The organism is Jutongia sp., assembly GCF_057878315.1.
On record NZ_DBLXSO010000001.1, the window covers coordinates 41487 to 62253 of the forward strand.

The following is a 20767-nucleotide window of genomic DNA, read 5'->3' on the forward strand; positions in this document are numbered from 1 at the left end:
AATGGTATGATTTATACAAAGAAGGGAGGCGGAAGATATGGGAAAACAGTGGATTATTTCAATCAGCAGAGAGTACGGAAGTGGTGGACATAAGATCGCAGAGAAGTTGTCCGAGATATTCGACTTTCCGATGTATGATCGTGAACTGCTGGACAACGTGTTCGGAGATGAGGCGAACGTGGAGGAGTGGCGTGAATGTGACGAGATGCCGGCTCCGTTAGCATTCTCCAAGAAGTTTTCCGGTACGAAGAATTCTTCAGAGTATACATTGGCGAAGCGGCAGTTTAATTATCTGAGAAAGAAAGCAAACGAGGGAGATTCCTTTGTTGTTGTCGGAAGGTGTTCTGAACATATTCTGCGTGAGTATGATGGATTGATCCCAATCTTTATTCTGGGTGATGAGGACACGAAGATCAAGCGTGTCATGGAAAGACGTAACTTCACAGAGAAGGAAGCGAAGGCAGCACTTGCCCGTCATAACCGGCTGAGAGAGAGATATCACAACAGCTACTGTGAAGGTAAGTGGGGAGATTCAAGGTGCTATGATGTCTGCATTAACAGCAGTCGTCTGGGACTGGATGGTACGGTCAAGATTCTGGAGGATTATATCCGCGGCAGAATGGAACAGGAAGACGAACAGTAATTCGAAACTGCCGGAGTGTTACAGCGAGATGCGGTAATGTTCCGGCAGTTGTTTTTTTGTTTGAGTAAGTAATAGAAAAAGGAGAGAACAGATGACAAAGAAGCAGAGAGCCTTAGAGATCATTGAACGCCTAAAAAGAGAGTATCCGGATGCGGACTGTACCCTTGACTACGAGGAGGCATGGAAGCTTTTAGTTAGTGTGCGTCTGGCGGCACAGTGTACCGATGCCAGAGTAAATGTGGTTGTACAGGGGCTGTTTGCAAAGTATCCGGATGTGGATGCACTGGCAGCAGCGGATGTGGATGATATTGAACAGATTGTGCGCCCGTGTGGTCTTGGGAGGAGTAAGGCGAGAGATATCAGCGCATGTATGAAAATGCTGCGGGACGAATATGGTGGAAAGGTACCGGAGGATTTTGATGCCCTTCTGAAGCTGCCGGGTGTGGGGCGCAAGAGTGCCAATCTGATCATGGGAGATGTATTTGGCAAGCCGGCGATCGTGACGGATACTCACTGCATCCGGCTTAGTAACCGGATGGGGCTTGTGGATGGAATAAAAGATCCGAAGAAGGTGGAGATGGCATTGTGGAAGCTGATCCCTCCGGAAGAGGGCAGCGATTTCTGTCACCGTCTGGTCAATCATGGACGGGAAGTTTGTACAGCGAGAACAAAGCCGTATTGTGACCGGTGTTGTCTGGAGGATATCTGTCCGAAAAACGGAATATAGATATAATAAATCCTAAAGGGCTCATATTGTGCGCGACTATTCTTTTTATCTGGAAAGTTTTGTTCATAATATTCGGATACATAGAAATTGCAGAAATGAACATAATGAAAAAAAGAATCAATAATGTGATTGACGCAGGGAGATGAAAAGGGTATTCTAGCCATATGGTTAGTTAAAGCTAACTGGAAAAAGACGAGACTAACATTGGAGGAGAGGAATGAGTCAGGGATTATCGAAGATGCTCCAGAGCATAGATGGAAATAATATTGAGATGAGGATTGCCTATCAGTGTGCTCCGCTTTTAGCGGGTTTAAAGCCATCCAATCTTCTGATGCTGCGCAGCCGTGAGCTGGTTTGTGTTCAGCATCTGCTGAAAAAGGCGGGGATATCCTATTTCATTGTAGCACAGGAGAAGGAGAAGGCAGCAGTTCTATTATACAACAAAAAACAGCTTGAAAAATACATGGAACAGGAATGTGTGGCAGAGGGACTGTGCCGGATGGGTTATGAGGATCTGAGCCTGGGCAGGGTTTTGTATGTATTTCGTGTTCATTATGAGGCATTTCTGCGGGGAGAGGGAGATTTTCCTCATGAGATGGGATTTCTGCTTGGATATCCGGTGGAGGATGTTGAGGGCTTTATCCGTAATGGTGGCGAGAACAGCCTGTACACGGGAGACTGGAAGGTATATGACAACCTGACAGAGAAGCTTCAGCTGTTCAGTAAATTTGAGATGGCAAGGGAGAGCCTTCTCGGAATGGTTTCGGCAGGTACCGGGATTGTTGAGATCATGAGAAATAAACGTCTTCAGCAGCCGGTAGCATAAGCAGTTTCTGAAACGTCAAATTTTCATGGAAGATCAAGGTGAGCCGTCCGGAAAATGCGGTAAAGTAAAATTATACAAAGTGAAGTGAAATATTCATGGATGGATTGTTGTATCTGTCTATGGATATTTTTTTTAATGTAGACTATCATTAAAAGAGAATGAGAGATAGAAAGGCGTGATACAGAGATGAAATATGATTTGGTTATTTTTGATATGGATGGAACCATTTTAAACACACTGGAGGATCTGGCGGACAGCCTGAATGCAACACTGCGTCATTTCCATTATCCGGAGCATACGATCGAGGAGGTATGCTCCTTTGTGGGAAACGGAATCCGTCTGTTGATCGAGAGAGGTGTTCCGAAGGGGCTTGAGGTTTCCGAGATTGACAAGGTTCATGCATATTTTATGACATATTATCAGGAGCATTGTGCAGATAAGACAAAGCCATATGACGGCATTCATGAGACGATACAGAAGCTGCGGGAAGCCGGAATCAAGACAGCCGTCGTATCCAACAAAGCGGACTGTGCGGTAAAGGAGCTGGCAGAGCAGTATTTTGAGGGAATGTTTGATGTGGCAGTCGGAGAACGTGAGGGCATTCTTAAGAAGCCGGCACCGGATGGAGTGAATGATGTTCTGTGCCAGCTTGGTGTTGCGAGAGACAGGGCAATTTACGTGGGTGATTCCGAGGTGGATGTTGCAACGGCACAGAATGCACAGATGGACAGCCTGATCGTGGAATGGGGCTTCCGCAAGGCTGATTTTCTGAAGGAGCATGGTGCAAAGCTTTTGATCAGTGATCCGAAGGAAATCGTAGAATATTGCGTGCGGCAGTAAGGAAGAAGTTACCGGCAACCACATTCATTTGTCGTTTTGCCACGCAATACAAGGGAAAAAGCGAAAAACTTGTGCAAAATAAGCTGAAAAAAGGGGCTGACTTTTTATACTAAAAGTTGTATAGTATAAAATGGTTTGTTTAAAAACATAGGATTATATAAATTTATAGGAAAAGAGGACGAGGGGGACACATGAAAAAAAATTGGTTACTTCGGATCATACTTGGAATTGCAGGCGTGCTCGTAGTGGCAGTGGTTGCAGTTTTAATCTGGCAGAAGGGATATTATGGCGGACGCTGGTATGGCGGAACGACGATCAACGGTGTGGATGTGTCGAAGCAGACGCTGGCACAGTCCAAGCAGAAGCTGATCGATGCGCATAAGGACTATTCCCTGACGATCACGGCGAGAGATGGCGGCAGCCTGACTCTTTCAGGGGATGACATTGATTATAAGTTTGATATTGGTTCACAGTTTGATGAGTTGTTTGACAAGCAGCATGCTTCCATGTCTTTCTTTGGAAAGAAGAGAGAGTATATCATGGATTATGATGTGACATATGATGCCGGTAAGGTGGCACGCATTGCTTCCGAGTCAGCATTGATGACAGGAGACGGCTATCCGATCCAGAAACCGGTCAGTGCGCATGTGCAGTATTCTTCCGAGAAGAAGCAGTATGAGTGTGTTGCTGAGGTTTCGGGTAATAAGCTGAAAAAGAAAGCATTTATCAATGCGATCGAGGAGACTCTGCAGAGAGCACAGACAAAGATGGATCTGACGGATGAGAAGACATATCCGGGTGTATATAAGACACCGAAGATCACATCAGAGGATGAGGAACTTAAGACAGCACTCAGCACCTGTAATAACGCAGCCATCCGTTTCATTAAGTGGAATATGGGCGAGGGTGTGACCGAGCAGATCACACCGGAGGAGATTTCACAGTGGATTACATACAAGAACGGTAAGGTTAAGTATGATAAGGAAGCAATCTCTGACTGGGTGGAAGCCTTCTGCCTCAAGTATAAAACAGTAGGAAAGACCAGAACCATCAAGGATCACAATGGCAAGAATGTTAAGATTTACGGCGGCGATTATGGCTGGCAGATGGATTATGAGAAGACTTTAAGTCAGACGATGAAAGCTTTGAAGAAGTCTTTGGACACATCAGCAACCGAGGCGTATCTGAAGGAACCGGACAACCTGGATAATAAGAAGGCGCTGACCATTAAGAATACGGTCGAGTATCTGAATACGGCATTCCGGAAGGATTATCAGAACTTTGCAGTAGACTGGGATACGCAGAACTATACAGAGATTTCTCTGGCAGACCAGATGATTTATGTGTTCCGTAAGGGTAAGGTTGCATATTCCTGCAAGTGTATCAGTGGACTTCCGGTGGAGGGAAGAAGCACACCGACCGGTGCATACTTCATCAAGGAGCATAACACACACCGTGTTCTGAAAGGTGAGAATTATGCAACACCGGTTGATAACTGGGTACGTATTACCTGGTCCGGTACAGGTTTCCACTCTGCTCCATGGCAGAGCTGGTCTTCATGGACAAAGAATTATTATAAGGTAAGAGGTTCTCATGGCTGTCTGAATCTGGAGCCATCGGTTTCTAAGCAGATTTATGATATGGTTCAGTATCGTGAGGCAGTATTTATTCACTAAAATTGATATTGATTCTGACAGGGCGGATTTGCGGTTTTGCCGGAATGACAGGATAAGTAAAGGCGGATTCCAAATGGAGTCCGCCTTTTAAAACAGCTTTACTTGCATGTAACCGATATGCTTGAATTAAGAAATACTTTCGCATGTCGCGTTCATACACTTAAAGTAAGAAATGCTTTTGCGTGTGATCCGATACCTACTGAATATCGTTATCATCGAAAGGATCACCGCATTCCGGACAGAATTTCGGTGGATTTGCAGGATCCTCCGGCTGCCATCCGCATTTATCACATTTGTATAAAGGAACGCCGGCCGGCTTTCTTGCACCGCACTCGGAACAGAATCTGCCCTGATTGACTGCACCGCAGGAGCAGGTCCATCCGGCGGCAGGGGCTGGCTTTGGAGCACCGCATTCTGCACAGAATTTACCGGTGTTTACGGCACCGCACGAACAGGTCCAGTTATCAGAGGATGGTGCTGCCGGGGAAGGAACAGCTGTACTTGCTGCGGTAGCGGCCTGCTCAGCCTGCATCTGGAACAGGTTGCCGGCATTGATTCCGCCAGCCTGCGTTGCCATATTCATGCCTGCAAATGCCATCATCGGTCCGGTAGAGGTGTTGGCAGCAGCAGATTTCATTGCCTCTGCCTGTGCCTCAGTCAGTGTGGCAGCAGCCATACCCGGATTTCTCATAACAGCAGTACGCTGCAGGTTCTTAATCATCTCCTCGTCCTCCGGCGGAGCCGTGATGCTGTTGACACCAAAGGAAATGATCTTAATGCCACGGAGGTTAGTCCATTTTTCGGACAGAACCTCGTTCAGAGCGTCCGCTAACTCCATTGTGTGTGCCGGAACTGCACTGTAACGGATGCCCATTGCGGAAATCTTTGCAAATGCCGGCTGCAGCGCAGTCAGCAGCTCGGATTTTAACTGATCATCGATCTGATCACGCTTGTATTCCTCGACAATATTGCCACAGACGTTTGTATAGAACAGGATCGGATCCACGATCTTGTAAGAATATTCTCCGTTACATCGTACCGTGATATCGACGTCAAGACCAATGTTCTGGTCAACAACACGGAATGGGATCGGATTCTGTGTACCGTACCGGTTTCCCATCAGCTCTTTCGTGTTGAAAAAGTAAATGCGCTGATCTCTTCCGGCATCGCCGCCGAAGGTGATACGGCTGCCAATCTCTGAAAATGTTGCAACAATGCTTTTGCCTAAAGACCCGCAGAATATACTTGGTTCTGTTGATGTATCATATAAGAACTGTCCGGCTTCGGCACAGATCTCAACGACCTTGCCCTGATCAACGATGATCATACATTGTCCCTCGTTGACTGCGATCACAGAGCCGTTGGTGATAATGTTATCGCTTCCACTGTTTTTCGTACCAAACATGCCCTTGACACGTTTGGTTCCCTTTGTTACAAGAACGTCAGCGTCCATGGAGTCACAGTAAAAATACTCCTTCCACTGGTCTGCCATTGTACCGCGGATCGCTCCGCCGATTGCTTTGATTAATCCCATGTAATGTACCATACCCTTTCCGATGCTGTTTTTGAAGTTACTATATTATGATTATATCGTGATTTGACCGAAAAGTCCATGAAAATGTCATTGCCGGGATCGCACAATGACGGTGTCCGGAATTGTTTTTTTGAACTGATGGAGCAGCGAAAAATCGAGCGGGAGGACTCCTGATTCGCAGGATATTTCTGCTTCATGGTTGCACACCGAATATAGAAATGGTATGCTATATCATATACTGAAAAAACATAGGGATAAACTGGGCGATAGACCCGGAATCAGGAATGGAGGATGAAAATGAACGAATATACGATCAATACGAAATGTGTGCAGGCCGGATACACGCCGGGCAATGGAGAACCGCGTCAGATTCCGATTGTGCAGTCGACCACCTTTAAATATGACACCAGTGAGGCGATGGGACGCCTGTTTGATCTGGAGGATTCCGGTTACTTTTATACCAGACTGCAAAATCCGACGAACGATCATGTGGCAGCAAAGATTGCAGCATTAGAAGGAGGAACGGCAGGAATGTTAACCTCCTCCGGGCAGGCAGCCAACTTCTTCGCACTGTTTAACATCTGCGAATGCGGAAGCCATATTGTGGCATCCTCCTCTATCTACGGAGGTACTTTTAATCTGATCGCCGTAACCATGAAGAAGATGGGAATTGACGCGACCTTTGTATCGCCGGATTGCACCAAAGAAGAGCTTGCAGCTGCATTCCAGGACAATACAAGGGCGGTGTTTGGTGAGACGATTGCCAATCCTGCATTGACGGTTCTTGATATTGAGAAGTTTGCAAAGGCAGCACATGAGCATGGAGTGCCGTTGATCGTGGACAATACATTTCCAACGCCGGTCAACTGCCGTCCGATCGAGTGGGGAGCAGATATTGTAACACATTCTACAACGAAATATATGGATGGTCATGGTGCAGCAGTCGGTGGAGCAATCGTGGACAGCGGTCGCTTTGACTGGATGGCGTATGCCGATAAGTTCCCGGGACTTTGTAAACCGGATGAATCTTATCATGGAATTACTTATGCGGAGAAGTTTGGCAAAGAGGGTGCTTTTATTACGAAATGTACTGCGCAGCTCATGCGTGATTTTGGATGTATTCAGTCTCCGCAGCATGCATTTATCTTAAATCTTGGTCTGGAATCGCTTCATGTGAGAATGCCGAGACATGTGGAGAACGGACAGGCAGTTGCTGAGTTTCTTAAGGAGCAGCCACAGGTAGCTCATGTTAATTATCCGGGTCTTAAAGGAGATCCTTATTATGAGAGAACACAGAAGTATATGCCAAACGGCGGCTGCGGTGTTGTTTCCTTTGAATTAAAGGGAGGAAGAGAGGCTGCAGAGAAGTTTATGAAGAGCCTGAAGCTTGCTGCCATTGAGACGCATGTGGCAGATGCAAGAACCTGCTGCCTGAATCCGGCAACCTCAACGCACCGCCAGATGAATGATGAACAGTTAAAGGAAGCAGGTATTCCGGCAGGACTGATCCGTATCTCCTGCGGTCTGGAGGATAAGAAGGATCTGATCGCAGATCTGAAGCAGGCCCTTGAGGCAGTCTGAAACCATAGTCTTGACACAGGGTCAGATGGTGATTTAATATAAGTTTAATACACCAAAGAAAGGCTTGTGTTTAGTTTAATGACAGAGACAAAACAGATACATAAAATAAAACCGCAGGGAGAGTCGTTTGCAGATCTGGCAGAGGAACTTTTCCTGTGGGCGAAGGAAGAGACGTTTCCGAAAAATGTCAGCGCAGATGCAGCACGCATTCTGCAGGCGCAAAGGCAGCGTCTTCGTGAAAAAGGTCTTGAGATGGAGTATGCAATGACATCTCAGGACTTTTTTTCGGATGCAGGAAAACAGCATACCCTTTTTCTGCATTGGCTGTGTGAAGGAGATATTATATTCCGGTCAGACCGGAGACGGCCGTATAAGCTTTTGAAACGACTGCGGCTTCAGGCGGTGGCGCGTTATCAGGGACGCGGTTATCTCATTCATCAGTTATATTTTCAGAGAGAACATGGCAGTGACTGGAAGAGAAGCTTCCGGCGCATATTAAAATGCTTCGGCATCGGTGCGGGCGCAGGACTTGTGGCTTCACTATACCGGATTCTGGCTTTAAACAGTCTGGACTATGCAAGCCTCCTGATTGATCCGCTGGTGGGTGCGCTCCTGCTTTATGTCGTATATGCGGTGGGACAGTTGGGAAAGCTATTGGTGGAAGGTGTTCGGACGATGCCGTTGATCCGCAGGAGCGGTCAGACGCGCATGGAGATCACATCGGTAATGCAGTTGTTAAATCATGATTTTTCGTTTCATGAATTTGAGGCAGAATTAGTAAACCTTTTACAGCGGGTATTATTTGAGAAGGACATTTCAGATATTGCGCAGTATGAACCAGAGGCACGGGAGGGCTGTCTGGGAGATATCATATACAGTGAATATACAGGAATGATGATCTTTCGTGGATATCATTCAGAGGAATCCGTCTGTACGTTGCATGTTGATCTGTACATGCAGGATGTATATATGACCGGTGGCAGATTCCGTCAGAGAAGAGATCTGTTCCATATAACGGTCAGAAAGGATCTGTCCGCAAAATCGGACAGATCGAAACGCTGGAGTATGCAGGCAATGTGGAGGGAAGCATAGAGATCGGAGGAAGATTCATGAACAATAAATTTGATTTTGACAAGGAGATTAATCGGAGAAATACAGGTTCCCTGAAATGGGATGTGCCGGAAAACGAACTGCCGTTATGGGTGGCAGATATGGATTTTGAGACGGCACCGGCCGTCAGAAAAGCACTTCAGAAGAGAGTAGAGCATGGTGTGTTTGGGTATTCCGTTCTGCCGGACTGTTGGTATCAGGCTTATCAGGACTGGTGGAAGAAACGCCATCATCTGGAGATTGAAAAGGACTGGCTGATCTTTTGCACCGGTGTGATCCCGGCTTTATCAACTGCAGTACGCAAGCTGACAACGCCGGGGGAGAAGATTCTGATCCAGACGCCGGTATACAATATTTTCTTTAATTCGATCATCAACAATGGAAGATTTGTGGTGGAGAGTCCGCTTTCCTATGAGAATGGCAGGTATACGATCAACTGGGAGGATCTGGAGACGAAATTATCGGATCCGCAGGTGTCCATGATGATCCTGTGTAATCCGCACAATCCGGTAGGAAATATATGGGATGCAGACACCTTATCGCGGATCGGTGAGCTGTGCCGGAAGCATCATGTAGTTGTGTTCTCGGATGAGATCCACTGTGATCTGACGGCACCGGGGAAGGAATATATTCCGTTTGCGTCAGTATCTGATGTGTGCGCGGCGATCAGTGTGACGGCGATCGCACCGACAAAGGCATTTAATATTGCGGGACTGCAGACGGCGGCGGTTATGGTTCCGGATCCGCTCCTGCGCCACAGAATGTGGAGAGCGTTGAACACAGACGAAGTGGCAGAGCCGAATGCATTTGCCGTGGACGTGGCTGTGGCAGCCTTCGAGGAAGGCGGCGAGTGGCTGGATGCGCTCCGCGAATATCTTCAGGAGAATAAGAAGGCTGCGGTACAATTTATTCAGACGGAGATGCCGATGATCACAACAGGCTCCCTTGATGTGACATATCTTATGTGGCTTGACTGCAGTCAGGTGACGGATGACAGTGAAAAGCTGTCTGTATATCTGCGTGAAAAGGCAGGTGTTTATCTGTCAGAGGGCAATATCTTTGGCGGAAACGGAGCACAGTTTTTAAGACTGAATACGGCAACGACACGAAAGAATCTTATGGAAGGGTTAAGACGTTTCAAGAAGGGCATCGAGGGCAGGTGTCATGAAAAGGAATCATAAATAATATGAAAAACGACAAAAGTGCAGAGCTGCTGGAGGGATTGAGAGCGGGAAGAAAGCTTTCCTTGCAGCAACAGCTTCTGCTGATCATTCATTTAAGCGTTCCGGCGATCTTTGCACAGATATCCTCGATCGTGATGGAATACATTGATGCATCCATGGTGGGAAGGCTCGGTGCAGACGCATCGGCATCCATTGGACTGGTAGCATCCAGCACATGGCTTTTAGGTGGTCTTACCTCTGCATTTAACACGGGCTTCAGCGTGCAGATCGCACATCGGATCGGAGCCGGGGATGACGTTGGGGCAAGGCGGATCATGAAGCAGGGACTTGCAGTGGCATTGTTATATAGTCTGGTTCTGCTGTCGATCGGCACCGGCATCAGCCGGACACTTCCGGAATGGCTTGGCGGAGAAAGCCGGATCTGTCAGGATGCATTTCATTATTTTCTGATTTATTCACTGGCGCTGCCGGTTATGCAGATGAACCTGGCGGCGGGAGCTATGCTGCAAAGCAGCGGGAATATGCGTCTGCCAAGTATTCTGCATGTGCTGATGTGCTTTTTGGACATGTTGTTTAATATGTTCTTGATCTTTCCGGGACACAATATCCGTCTGGCGGGAATTACGCTGTTGATACCTGGGATGGGACTCGGTGTGCTTGGAGCAGCACTTGGAACAGCACTGGCGCAGCTTGTGATCATGATCTGTATGATGTATTTTCTGCTTGCCAGATCACCCGCACTTCATCTTAGGAAGGGGGAGAAGCTGTGCTTTCACCGGAAGGATCTTAAAAGGGCCGTTTGTATTTCCGTCCCCGTGGCAGTGGAGCAGTTTATCATGAGCGGGGCGCAGATCATGTCGACAAGAATTGTTGCGCCGCTTGGCATGATCGCGATCGCAGCCAATTCATTTTCCATTACTGCGGAGAGCCTGTGCTATATGCCGGGCTATGGGATTGGTTCAGCGGCAACGACATTGATCGGTCAGAGTGTCGGTGCGGGACGTCATGATCTGACCAAGAGACTGGGATGGATCGCTACCGGCTTTGGTATGGCGGTGATGGCAGTCAGCGGGGCAGTGATGTATCTGATCGCACCATGGATGATCGCGGTGCTGTCACCGGATGTGGCAATTCGCGCTCTCGGTGCGCAGGTGCTTCGGATCGAGGCGTTTGCGGAGCCGATGTATGCGGCTTCAATCGTGGCATCGGGTGTGTTTCGTGGAGCCGGTGATACGTTGATTCCGAGCTGCCTGAATTTTTGCAGCATGTGGCTTGTGCGTTTGCCGCTGGCAGCCTTTCTGGCTCCACGGCTGGGACTTCGCGGTGTATGGATCGCCATGTGTATTGAGCTGTGCATCCGTGGCGTTCTTTTTCTAATGCGACTGGCATTCAGCAAGAGCTGGGACAAGGCGGACAAAAGGCACGGAACAAAGCAGCTGACATAAAATAGGTAAAAAGGTTTGGTGCTTTTCTTTTGGCGCAGGATGATGTATAATTGACCTGATAAAGGAGAATAGTGTGAATAGAAAGGCATTGGATTTTTAATATGAAGGAGAATTACAATGCAGGAGATCAAAGAACAAAGATTAACAGGGGAAAGGGCATTATTCCGCAGCAAAGACCTTTCTATTGAATATTCGATATTTGCAGATGGCGAATCACCGTTAAAGGAGAGCAGAGATATTTCGCTGAAGAACACATCCTTTCAGTGGAAGTATCCATTATGGTACTGTCGTAATATTGCCGTTCAGGACTGTGATTTTGCGGAGATGGCAAGAGCAGGGATCTGGTATACGGACAATATTACCGTGGCAGACACACTGTATGAGGCCCCGAAGGGCTTTCGGCGCGTGAAGGGACTTACTTTACGCAATGTAGATCTTCCTCATGCGGAGGAAACACTGTGGCACTGCAGTGATGTGACGCTGGAGAATGTAGTGGCAAAGGGTGATTACTTTGCTATGAACTGCGATCATATGAAGCTTGATCAGTTCCGTCTTGTCGGCAATTACTGCTTTGACGGATGCCATGATGTGGAGGTGCATCATGCGAAGATGCTTTCCAAGGATGCATTCTGGAACTGTGAGAACATTATGGTATATGATTCTTATATCTGCGGAGAATATCTGGGATGGAATTCCAGAAATGTCACATTTGTAAATTGCGTGATCGAGAGTCTTCAGGGCATGTGTTATATGGACAATGTTGTCATGAAAAATTGCAGACTTTTAAATACAACACTCGCATTTGAGTATTCTACGGCAGACGTAGAGACTGTGGGACGGATTGAAAGCGTGAAGAATCCATCCGCAGGCGTGATCAGGGCAGGGGAGATAGGAGAATTGATATTGAATGAAAAGGAGATTGATCCTGCGAAGACAACAATCATTACAGTAGATTGATGCCGCTGTCTGACAGGATTGTTTCATGAGGGAGACGATAACGTTGAGAAAAAGAATCGCTATTTTATCCTCGCAGTTGGAGGAAAATTATCAGGCAAATTTCATGCAGGGATTTCTCGCAAAAGCGTTTGCATTTGATTATGATGTCTGTACATTTGCCACATACCGGAAATATCAGGATACGTCAGAGCGTGAAGTCGGGGAGACAAGCATTTTCTCGCTGATTGATTATGATGCCTTCGATGGAGTTGTGGTACTCCCGGAGACATTGCAGACGCCGGGACTGATGCTTACTCTGGAGCAGGATTTCCGGGAGAAGTTTCAGGGAAAGATTCTGTATGTTGACCGAAAGAGCGACGAGTACAATTATATCATGCTGGATCATTATCATCCGATCAAGCGGATGATCGCGCATCTGATCGAAGAACACGGAATCAAGGATATTATGTATCTGACAGGACCGCGTTATAATGCACATTCCGAGCAGAGACTGCAGGGGTTTCTTGACTGTATGAAGGAGCAAGACATTGATGTCCGGGAGGATCAGATTTTTTATGGGGATTACTGGTATGACGGCGGCAGGGATATGGTGAAGAAGCTGTTTGATGATGGACGGGCACTGCCGCAGGCGATTGCCTGTGCCAATGATCTGATGGCAGTCGGTGTAGCAGAGGCACTGGCGGAGCGGGGTGTACATGTACCGGAGGATATTGCTGTGATCGGGTATGATTCTGTGCCGGAGGGAAAGGAAAGTCCAAGTCCGATCACCTCGATGGATATTCCCTCCAGAGAGTTCGGAGAATATGCGGCAGCATGCATGGATAGTCTTTTGAAGCAGGAAAGTATGCCGGAGTTTGAATATGAGGCTCCGTTGTTTATCGGTGGAAGCTGTGGCTGTCACTGTGAGAGTGTGATCCCCCGGCGGATCGTCAGAGAGCAGTGGTCCACGGAGGTTTCCAGGAAAAGCTTTTATTCCAACTTTAATCATCTGACCGAGGACTGGATCTCGCAGAATTCATTTCCGGAGCTGATGGATGCCGTTCAGACATACAGTTATCAGATCCGCGAGTTTGACAGCTTTCATATCTGTGTTAATGATCTGTGGATCCGGGAGGATAAACCGGCAAGTGTAAATATCATCAAGGGACATTATACAGATCAGATTGCACCGGTATTACATTGTGGACCCTCCGGCAAGGGGGAGGACAGGCTGAACTTTACCGAGAGTTTTCCGCGTGAGCAGATGCTTCCGGAGATATATGAGGAAAGCGCAACACCGAAGGCGTATATTTTCAGTCCGCTTTATTTTGAAGATATGTGCTTTGGCTATGCGGTGCTTGGCTATGGCAATGAACCAAAGGCTTATGATGAGCGTTATTATATGTGGTTACATAACCTGATGATCGGTATGGAGTGCTTCCGCCGTATGGATGCACTGCAGAGAACCAATCAGAGAGTACAGGAGAAGAAGATCCACGATGAATTGACAGGAATGTTTAATTATACCGGTTTTGTGAAGCATTCCAAGCCGATGGTGGAACGCGCCTGCGAAGAGAACCGGTTTGTCAGTGTGCTGGCAATGGATATGGCGAATCTGGATAAGATCAACGAGAAGTATGGACGTACCGAAGGAGACAGAGCAATCCGCAAGGTTGCCGGGATCATTCAGCAGTGTGCGGATGAAGGGGCGATGTGCTGCCGTCTTGGCGATGATGAATTTATCATGGCAGAGCTGGTGGATGAGGCAAGTCATGAGAAGATCCATGAGGTGCGCCGCCGAATTGATCAGAGTCTGGAGGAGTATAATCAAAGTCCGCAGAGCCGGTACGAACTGCGCCTGTTTAGCGGAAGCAGAACGGAGCGTGTGAAGGATCTGGTGGAGATGGAGGATCTTGTCAATGCAGCGGTGATCAGCAAGAACGGTCATAAAGCGAGTGAGAAGAGGCTGCATGGAGATGTGACGCTTTCTGTACAGGAGCAGGAACAGGCGGCACAGGTTAAAAAGGTTCTTGACGAGAATCTTTTTACCTATCATTTTCAGCCGATCGTCAGTGCGAAGGATGGTTCTGTTGTCGCTTATGAGGCATTGATGCGGGCACAGGTACAGCCGGGGATCTCACCGATCAATATCATCAAGTACGCCTCTCATCTGGAACGTCTTTATGATGTGGAGAGAGCGACCTTTTTCAATATCCTTCAGCTTGTGGATGAGCATGAGAATGAGTTCGCAGACCGGAAGATCTTTATCAACAGTATTCCGGGAAGCCAGCTTTCCGGGGAAGAGGCACAGATGCTGGAGAAGAAGTTGACGAAGCATGCCAATCGCGTGGTTGTCGAACTGACAGAGCAGACGGAGGCCGATGACAAGACGCTTGCCGATATGAAGAGCGGATATGAGAAGCTTGGCATTGAGACTGCTGTTGATGATTATGGTACAGGATATTCCAATATTGTGAATTTACTGCGCTATATGCCCAATTATGTGAAAGTCGACCGTATGCTTCTGACGGGTATTCAGGACAATCCACAGAAACAGCATTTTGTCAAGGATATCGTGATCTTTGCGCATGAGAACCATTTTCAGGTTCTGGCTGAGGGCGTTGAGACCTCGCAGGAGCTTGAGACGGTGATCCGCCTTGGTGTGGATCTGATCCAGGGCTATTATACGGCAAAACCGAATCCGGAGATCCTGACCAGCATTGACCGGAATGTACAGGAGGAAATCTGCAGATATCAGAAAGAATCCGCATAAAACAGAATCCAATAAAAATGCCCGAACCGGCAAATATATTGATCTTCCATTCTCAGATTTCAAGATCCGACAATGGAAGTCATATAACGGTTCGGGCATTTATTTTTCTTAAAATGTGTTTTTAGGAGCGGCATTCCGGCCGGAATGTGAATTATTCACCAAACAGCTTTACACCGTCCTCCTGTCCATAGACCGCAAAGCCGTCAAAACCCTGTGCCTCCAGCTTGTTCAGATATTTACCAAGCTTCTTTGGACGGGCAATTACAGATACGATATAGTCATTGCGAAGATCCTCTGCGTAGATCAGAGCCTCGGCGTAGGTATCTGCATCATAGAATACAGCGATCTTTTTCTTGCGGTTTGGAATCGAGTAGTTCTGCTCCATGAGAATACCAAAGATACGCTCAAAACCAATGGAAAATCCAACGGCAGGAATATCTTCATTTAAGAACTTGCCGATCAGGTTGTCATAACGTCCGCCGCCTGCGACTGCGCCGCTGTAACCTGCAGCTTCCACCTCGAAGATCGTGCCGGTGTAGTAACCCTGACCACGGACGAGGGAAGGACAGAACTCAACCGGGATCGCACCCTTTGATACCTTTGTGACAGCGTCGATAATGCGCTGAAGCTCTGTGACATAAGATGCGTCACAGACGTTTGCAACAGATTCCAGGGTCAGGGATCCGTCTGCAAACAGCGCAATAAATTTATCGATGCCGGTCTGGTCAAAACCGTTTTCCTCCAACTCCGCTTTCACACCGTCAATACCGATCTTATCCTGCTTATCAAAAATAATGGCGAGTTTTTCGTTGTCTTCCTTTGCAAATCCTGCGTAAGCGAAAATATCGCTTAAGATACGGCGGTCATTGATCTTTACCTTATAATCGGTAAGACCGACGCGGTTTAATGCCTTTGTTGTTGTCAGGATCAGCTCGATCTCTGCGTCTCGGGACTCATTGCCGATGATATCGATATCGCACTGCATAAACTCGCGGAGACGACCCTTCTGTGGACGTTCAGCACGGTATACACGATCCATCTGGATCACCTTGAACGGTGAGAGAAGCTCGTTGCGGTTGTTAGCATAATAACGGGAGAGCGGAAGCGTCAGATCGTAGCGAAGACCCATATCCGCCAGCTCCTTCTCGGTAGGATGATCACCGGCAAGGGCACTTTCCAGCTTTTTGCCCCTCTTCAGAATCTTAAAGATCAGATTAAGGTTTTCACCACCCTCGCTTTTGTCGAGGTTTACGGAGTCCTCGATGATCGGGGTAGTGATGCGCTGAAATCCGGCGCTGCTGTATGTTTCCATAATAATATTCTGCAGGAAATCACGGATCTCGGTTTCCTTTGGAAGGTAATCCCTGGTTCCCTTGACTGGTGTAGCTTTCATAATTGACATCCTTTCTGTTTATAATGTATCTTACCGGAAACGGTGAGATTAAGATCTTGCGAACAGTAACGATTTTATCACAGCAGGCATGAAATCACAAGTCCGGTTTGACTTATGTTTTAGAATAGTGTAAAATCGGAGAAAATGCGAAAGAGAATCATACGTGTTTTCAGAAAAAGTTATTTTGGAGGTCATCATGGATAAGAAGTTAAAAGTAGGTATCCTTGGCGGTACCGGAATGGTAGGACAGAGATTCATCTCTTTGCTTGAGAATCACCCTTGGTTTGAGGTTGTTGCGATTGCAGCCAGCCCAAGAAGTGCAGGCAAGAAGTACGAGGAAGCAATCGGTGGACGCTGGAAAATGACAACACCGATGCCGGGGGCAGTTAAGAACATCATTGTTGAGGATGTCAGCAATGTTGAAGAGGTTGCTTCTAAGGTAGATTTCGTATTCAGCGCAGTAGACATGAGCAAGGACGAGATCAAGAAGATCGAGGAAGAGTATGCAAAGACTGAGACACCTGTCGTATCTAATAACAGTGCACACAGATGGACTCCTGACGTACCGATGGTAGTGCCGGAGCTGAATCCGGAGCACTTAGAGGTTATAGAGTCACAGAAGAAGCGTCTTGGTACAACAAGAGGTTTCATCGCAGTAAAGCCAAACTGCTCTATCCAGAGTTATACACCGGCTCTTCATGCATTAAAGAAAGCCGGCTATGAGCCAAAGACAGTTGTTGCTACAACCTATCAGGCGATTTCCGGAGCAGGTAAGACGTTTAAGGACTGGCCGGAAATGGAGGGCAATATCATCCCATTTATCGGTGGTGAGGAAGAGAAGAGTGAGCAGGAGCCGCTTCGTATCTGGGGTCACATCGAGAACGGTGAGATCGTGAAGGCAGACGGTCCTGTTATCACAACACAGTGTATCCGCGTTCCTGTACTCAATGGTCATACAGCAGCTGTATTCGTCACCTTCGAGGAGGGCAAGAAGCCTTCTAAGGAAGAGATCATCCGTGTATGGAGAGAGTATTCGGGAGTGCCACAGGAGCTTAAGCTTCCAAGCGCACCGGAGCATTTTATCCAGTATCTGGAGGATGACAACCGCCCACAGGTTTCCATGGATGTTGACTATGAGAACGGATTTGGTGTATCTATGGGACGTCTCCGTGAGGATACAGTATTTGATTACAAGTTTGTTGGTTTATCCCACAATACCGTCAGAGGAGCAGCAGGCGGAGCAGTTCTTACCGCAGAGCTTCTGACAGCAAAGAAGTATATCACTGCGAAATAATCAGGCAGATTTCGATTGCAGTATTGAAAAGCGCGTTTTGGTGAGTATGAGGGAGTGAGGTGGCTGCATGAATGCATATAGGATTCTGGTGAAGGGGATTGTCAAAAAGGATGACAGATATCTGATTGTGGAAAAGTGGTACGATGATAATATCATGGATCCGTATCAGTGGGAATTTCTGGATGGGGAAGCCGAATTTGGCGAGTCGCCGGATGTGGCTGTTGTCCGCATGATCCAGGAGCAGACAGGGCTTACCGCAGAGATTGACCGGATCTTATATACATGGACATTTATGGTTGGCTCCGTGTGCAGTCTCGGTCTAACCTACCTTTGTTACACCGACATGGAAGAAGAGGATGTGCAGCTTTCTGAGGATCTGCACGACTGCCGATGGGTATCCGCGGACGAGTTTGGAGATTACATCTCCAATAAGAGAATGTTAGAGGATATCGACAAGGCAGAATTATATTAAAAGATAAGGGGTGTCAATGCCGTAAGGCTGACATCCCTCTTTTTCGTGATATGAGAGAGGACGGTGATTGGATGAAGATACTGATCAAAAATGGAAAACTGGTTGATCCGGCCAATGGTGTGGATGCATTTTATGATGTTCTGATCGATGGTGATAAGGTTGCCGATGTGGCACAGGATATTGATCCGGAGGTGTTAGGAGAAGGTGACAGACTGATCGATGCCTTTGGTAAGGTAGTTATGCCGGGCTTTATTGACCTTCATGTGCATCTGCGCGAGCCGGGCTTTGAATATAAGGAGACGATTCAGACAGGCTGTGCTGCAGCAGCGCGCGGTGGCGTAACAACGATCTGTCCGATGCCGAACACGAAGCCGGTGATCGACAGTCCGGAGAGGGTGAAGGATCTTCTGGAGAGAGCGAAGGATGCGCCGGTGCATGTTCTTCCGATCGGTGCTGTTACCGTTGGTCAGGAGGGCAGGGAGCTGGCAGATATCGAGGGCATGTTAAATGCCGGTATTGTGGCACTCAGCGAGGATGGAAAGTCTGTGATGGACAGTCTTTTGTTCCGTCATGCGATGGAGCAGGCAGCACAGTATGAGATTCCGATGTTTTCCCACTGTGAGGACAAGCCGCTTGTGGACGGAGGTGTTATGAATGCCGGCGAGAAGGCGGAGGAGCTTGGACTTCCGGGCATCACAAATGCTGTTGAGGACGTGATCGTAGCGAGAGATATTCTGATCAGCAAGGAGACAGGTGCAAAGCTTCATCTGTGCCACTGTTCGACATCGGACAGTGCGGTGTTAGTTGGTATGGCAAAGGATCAGGGGCTCCGGGTGACCGCAGAGGTTTGCCCGCATCATTTCACGATGTCCGATCAGGAGATCACAGAGGATGATGGCAGATTCAAAATGAACCCGCCGCTTCGCAGTCCGAAGGATGTGCAGGCGTTAAAAGATGCTCTTGCGTCCGGTGTGATGGATGTGATCTCAACCGATCATGCACCACATGGCGCTGAGGAGAAAGCACAGAGTATGTTGAAGGCTCCGTTTGGAATTGTGGGACTTGAGACATCATTTGCACTGGGATTTACAGAGCTGGTGCAGGGAGGATATCTGTCCTTGTCGCAGCTCGTTGAGAAGATGAGTGTGAATCCGGCAAGAGTGTTAGATATTGACAAGGGTAATCTCGCACCCGGCAAAATTGCGGATCTTGTGATCGCGGATGTAGAGCATCAATATGAGATTGACAGTGCTTCGTTTGCTTCCAAGGGAAAGAATACGCCGTTTGACGGACGTAAGGTGACGGGACGCGTGGTAACAACGATTGTGGATGGAAAGATCGTATACGAAGAAGGAAGATCATGAATCAGGAAAGGAACAGGTAATTAAAATGATCAATAAGTTAGTAGAGCAGATTCAGAAAAAGGATGCACCGGTTGTAGTAGGTCTTGATCCGATGCTTGGCTATGTGCCGGAGCATCTGACGAAGAAAGCATTTGAGGAGTATGGAGAGACTTTGGAAGGAGCAGCAGAGGCAATCTGGCAGTACAATAAGGGAATCGTTGATGCGGTATATGATCTGATTCCTGCCGTAAAGCCTCAGGTTGCAATGTATGAGCAGTTTGGTATTCCGGGCATGATCGCCTTCAAGAAGACCGTGGATTACTGTAAGGAGAAAGGTCTTGTCGTGATCGGTGATATCAAGCGTGGTGATATCGGGTCTACTTCTACGGCATATGCAGTTGGACATCTGGGTAAGGTGACAGTCGGAAGCAAACAGTATTACGGTTTTGATGAGGATTTTGTTACAGTGAATCCATATCTGGGAAGTGACGGAGTGAATCCGTTTATTGATGTATGTAAGGAAGAAAAAAAGGGAATCTTTGTGCTGGTTAAGACCTCTAATCCATCCAGCGGAGAGTTTCAGGATCGTCTGATCGACGGACGTCCGCTTTATGAGTATGTTGGTGAGAAGGTTAACGAGTGGGGCAGCCAGTGTATGGGTGATACCTACAGCTATGTCGGCTGTGTGGTTGGTGCTACTTATCCGGAGATGGGTAAGATCCTTCGTAAGATCATGCCAAAGGCATACATTCTTGTGCCGGGCTATGGAGCACAGGGCGGTAAGGCATCCGATCTTGCCCCTTATTTCAACAAGGATGGACTTGGTGCGATCGTAAATTCGTCCCGTGGAATCATCTGCGCCTATAAGCAGGATAAATATGCGAAGTTCGGCGCAGATCATTACGCAGAGGCATCCAGACAGGCAGTGATCGACATGATCGAGGATATTAACGCAGGACGCAGATAAGTTCGCGGTTCAGGATACATCTG

At 47.6% G+C, this 20767-nt stretch carries 17 protein-coding genes; 15 read left to right on the forward strand and 2 right to left on the reverse strand.

The features are described 5' to 3' along the window. Positions 1–37: 37 nt before the first annotated feature. The 5 genes from ACZLMD_RS00215 to ACZLMD_RS00235 all read left to right on the forward strand — a co-directional run bounded on the left by ACZLMD_RS00215 (position 38) and on the right by ACZLMD_RS00235 (position 4712). Positions 38–643, forward strand: a complete 606-nt coding sequence (locus tag ACZLMD_RS00215) for a cytidylate kinase-like family protein (protein ID WP_482522040.1) — start codon at positions 38–40, stop codon at positions 641–643. Between the two features lie 91 nt (positions 644–734). Then, positions 735–1370 (forward strand): endonuclease III domain-containing protein, encoded by a 636-nt coding sequence (locus ACZLMD_RS00220; protein WP_482522929.1) that lies wholly within the window; start codon positions 735–737, stop codon positions 1368–1370. Between the two features lie 217 nt (positions 1371–1587). Next, positions 1588–2196 (forward strand): DUF3793 family protein, encoded by a 609-nt coding sequence (locus ACZLMD_RS00225; RefSeq protein ID WP_482522042.1) that lies wholly within the window; start codon positions 1588–1590, stop codon positions 2194–2196. A gap of 186 nt (positions 2197–2382) precedes the next feature. After that, entirely contained in the window at positions 2383–3036 is a 654-nt protein-coding gene (locus ACZLMD_RS00230) for an HAD family hydrolase (RefSeq protein ID WP_482522043.1), read from the forward strand. Positions 3037–3227: 191 nt separating this feature from the next. Next, positions 3228–4712, forward strand: coding sequence for a L,D-transpeptidase family protein (locus tag ACZLMD_RS00235; protein WP_482522044.1), 1485 nt, complete (start codon positions 3228–3230; stop codon positions 4710–4712). 196 nt (positions 4713–4908) lie between these two features. On the opposite strand, the gene ACZLMD_RS00240 is transcribed toward ACZLMD_RS00235, so the two are convergent. Further along, positions 4909–6246: an SPFH domain-containing protein gene (locus ACZLMD_RS00240; RefSeq protein WP_484108737.1), complete on the reverse strand. Its 1338-nt coding sequence runs from the start codon at positions 6244–6246 to the stop codon at positions 4909–4911. A gap of 297 nt (positions 6247–6543) precedes the next feature. Here ACZLMD_RS00240 and ACZLMD_RS00245 point away from each other — a divergent pair, with 297 nt between their 5' ends. From ACZLMD_RS00245 to ACZLMD_RS00270, 6 genes are all read left to right on the forward strand, one after another. Next, positions 6544–7827 carry an O-acetylhomoserine aminocarboxypropyltransferase/cysteine synthase family protein gene (locus ACZLMD_RS00245; protein WP_489494900.1) on the forward strand — a complete coding sequence of 428 codons (1284 nt, stop codon included), beginning with the start codon at positions 6544–6546 and terminating at the stop codon, positions 7825–7827. 66 nt (positions 7828–7893) lie between these two features. Beyond that, positions 7894–8919, forward strand: coding sequence for a hypothetical protein (locus ACZLMD_RS00250; RefSeq protein ID WP_482522258.1), 1026 nt, complete (start codon positions 7894–7896; stop codon positions 8917–8919). 17 nt (positions 8920–8936) lie between these two features. Further along, a complete protein-coding gene (locus ACZLMD_RS00255) occupies positions 8937–10118 on the forward strand; it encodes a MalY/PatB family protein (RefSeq protein WP_487601100.1) in 1182 nt (393 codons plus the stop codon). Positions 10119–10123: 5 nt separating this feature from the next. Next, positions 10124–11566, forward strand: coding sequence for an MATE family efflux transporter (locus ACZLMD_RS00260; protein WP_118558881.1), 1443 nt, complete (start codon positions 10124–10126; stop codon positions 11564–11566). Between the two features lie 117 nt (positions 11567–11683). Then, positions 11684–12523 (forward strand): DUF3737 family protein, encoded by an 840-nt coding sequence (locus ACZLMD_RS00265; RefSeq protein WP_489494901.1) that lies wholly within the window; start codon positions 11684–11686, stop codon positions 12521–12523. Positions 12524–12566: 43 nt separating this feature from the next. Further along, a complete protein-coding gene (locus tag ACZLMD_RS00270) occupies positions 12567–15275 on the forward strand; it encodes an EAL domain-containing protein (RefSeq protein ID WP_489494903.1) in 2709 nt (902 codons plus the stop codon). A 151-nt stretch (positions 15276–15426) separates the two neighbouring features. Here the strand turns inward: ACZLMD_RS00270 and hisS are convergent, their stop codons facing one another. Then, positions 15427–16668, reverse strand: a complete 1242-nt coding sequence (gene hisS / locus ACZLMD_RS00275) for a histidine--tRNA ligase (protein ID WP_022305815.1) — start codon at positions 16666–16668, stop codon at positions 15427–15429. Positions 16669–16864: 196 nt separating this feature from the next. On the opposite strand from hisS, the gene asd reads away from it, so the two are divergent. From asd to pyrF, 4 genes are all read left to right on the forward strand, one after another. Next, the gene (asd, locus tag ACZLMD_RS00280; protein ID WP_489494906.1) at positions 16865–17962 is read left to right on the forward strand and encodes an aspartate-semialdehyde dehydrogenase; all 1098 of its coding nucleotides are present in this window, start codon (positions 16865–16867) and stop codon (positions 17960–17962) included. A 67-nt stretch (positions 17963–18029) separates the two neighbouring features. Next, positions 18030–18434: an NUDIX domain-containing protein gene (locus ACZLMD_RS00285; protein ID WP_022305813.1), complete on the forward strand. Its 405-nt coding sequence runs from the start codon at positions 18030–18032 to the stop codon at positions 18432–18434. A gap of 71 nt (positions 18435–18505) precedes the next feature. Beyond that, entirely contained in the window at positions 18506–19798 is a 1293-nt protein-coding gene (locus ACZLMD_RS00290) for a dihydroorotase (RefSeq protein ID WP_482522923.1), read from the forward strand. 25 nt (positions 19799–19823) lie between these two features. Beyond that, entirely contained in the window at positions 19824–20744 is a 921-nt protein-coding gene (gene pyrF / locus ACZLMD_RS00295) for an orotidine-5'-phosphate decarboxylase (RefSeq protein WP_118558955.1), read from the forward strand. Positions 20745–20767 lie beyond the last annotated feature (23 nt).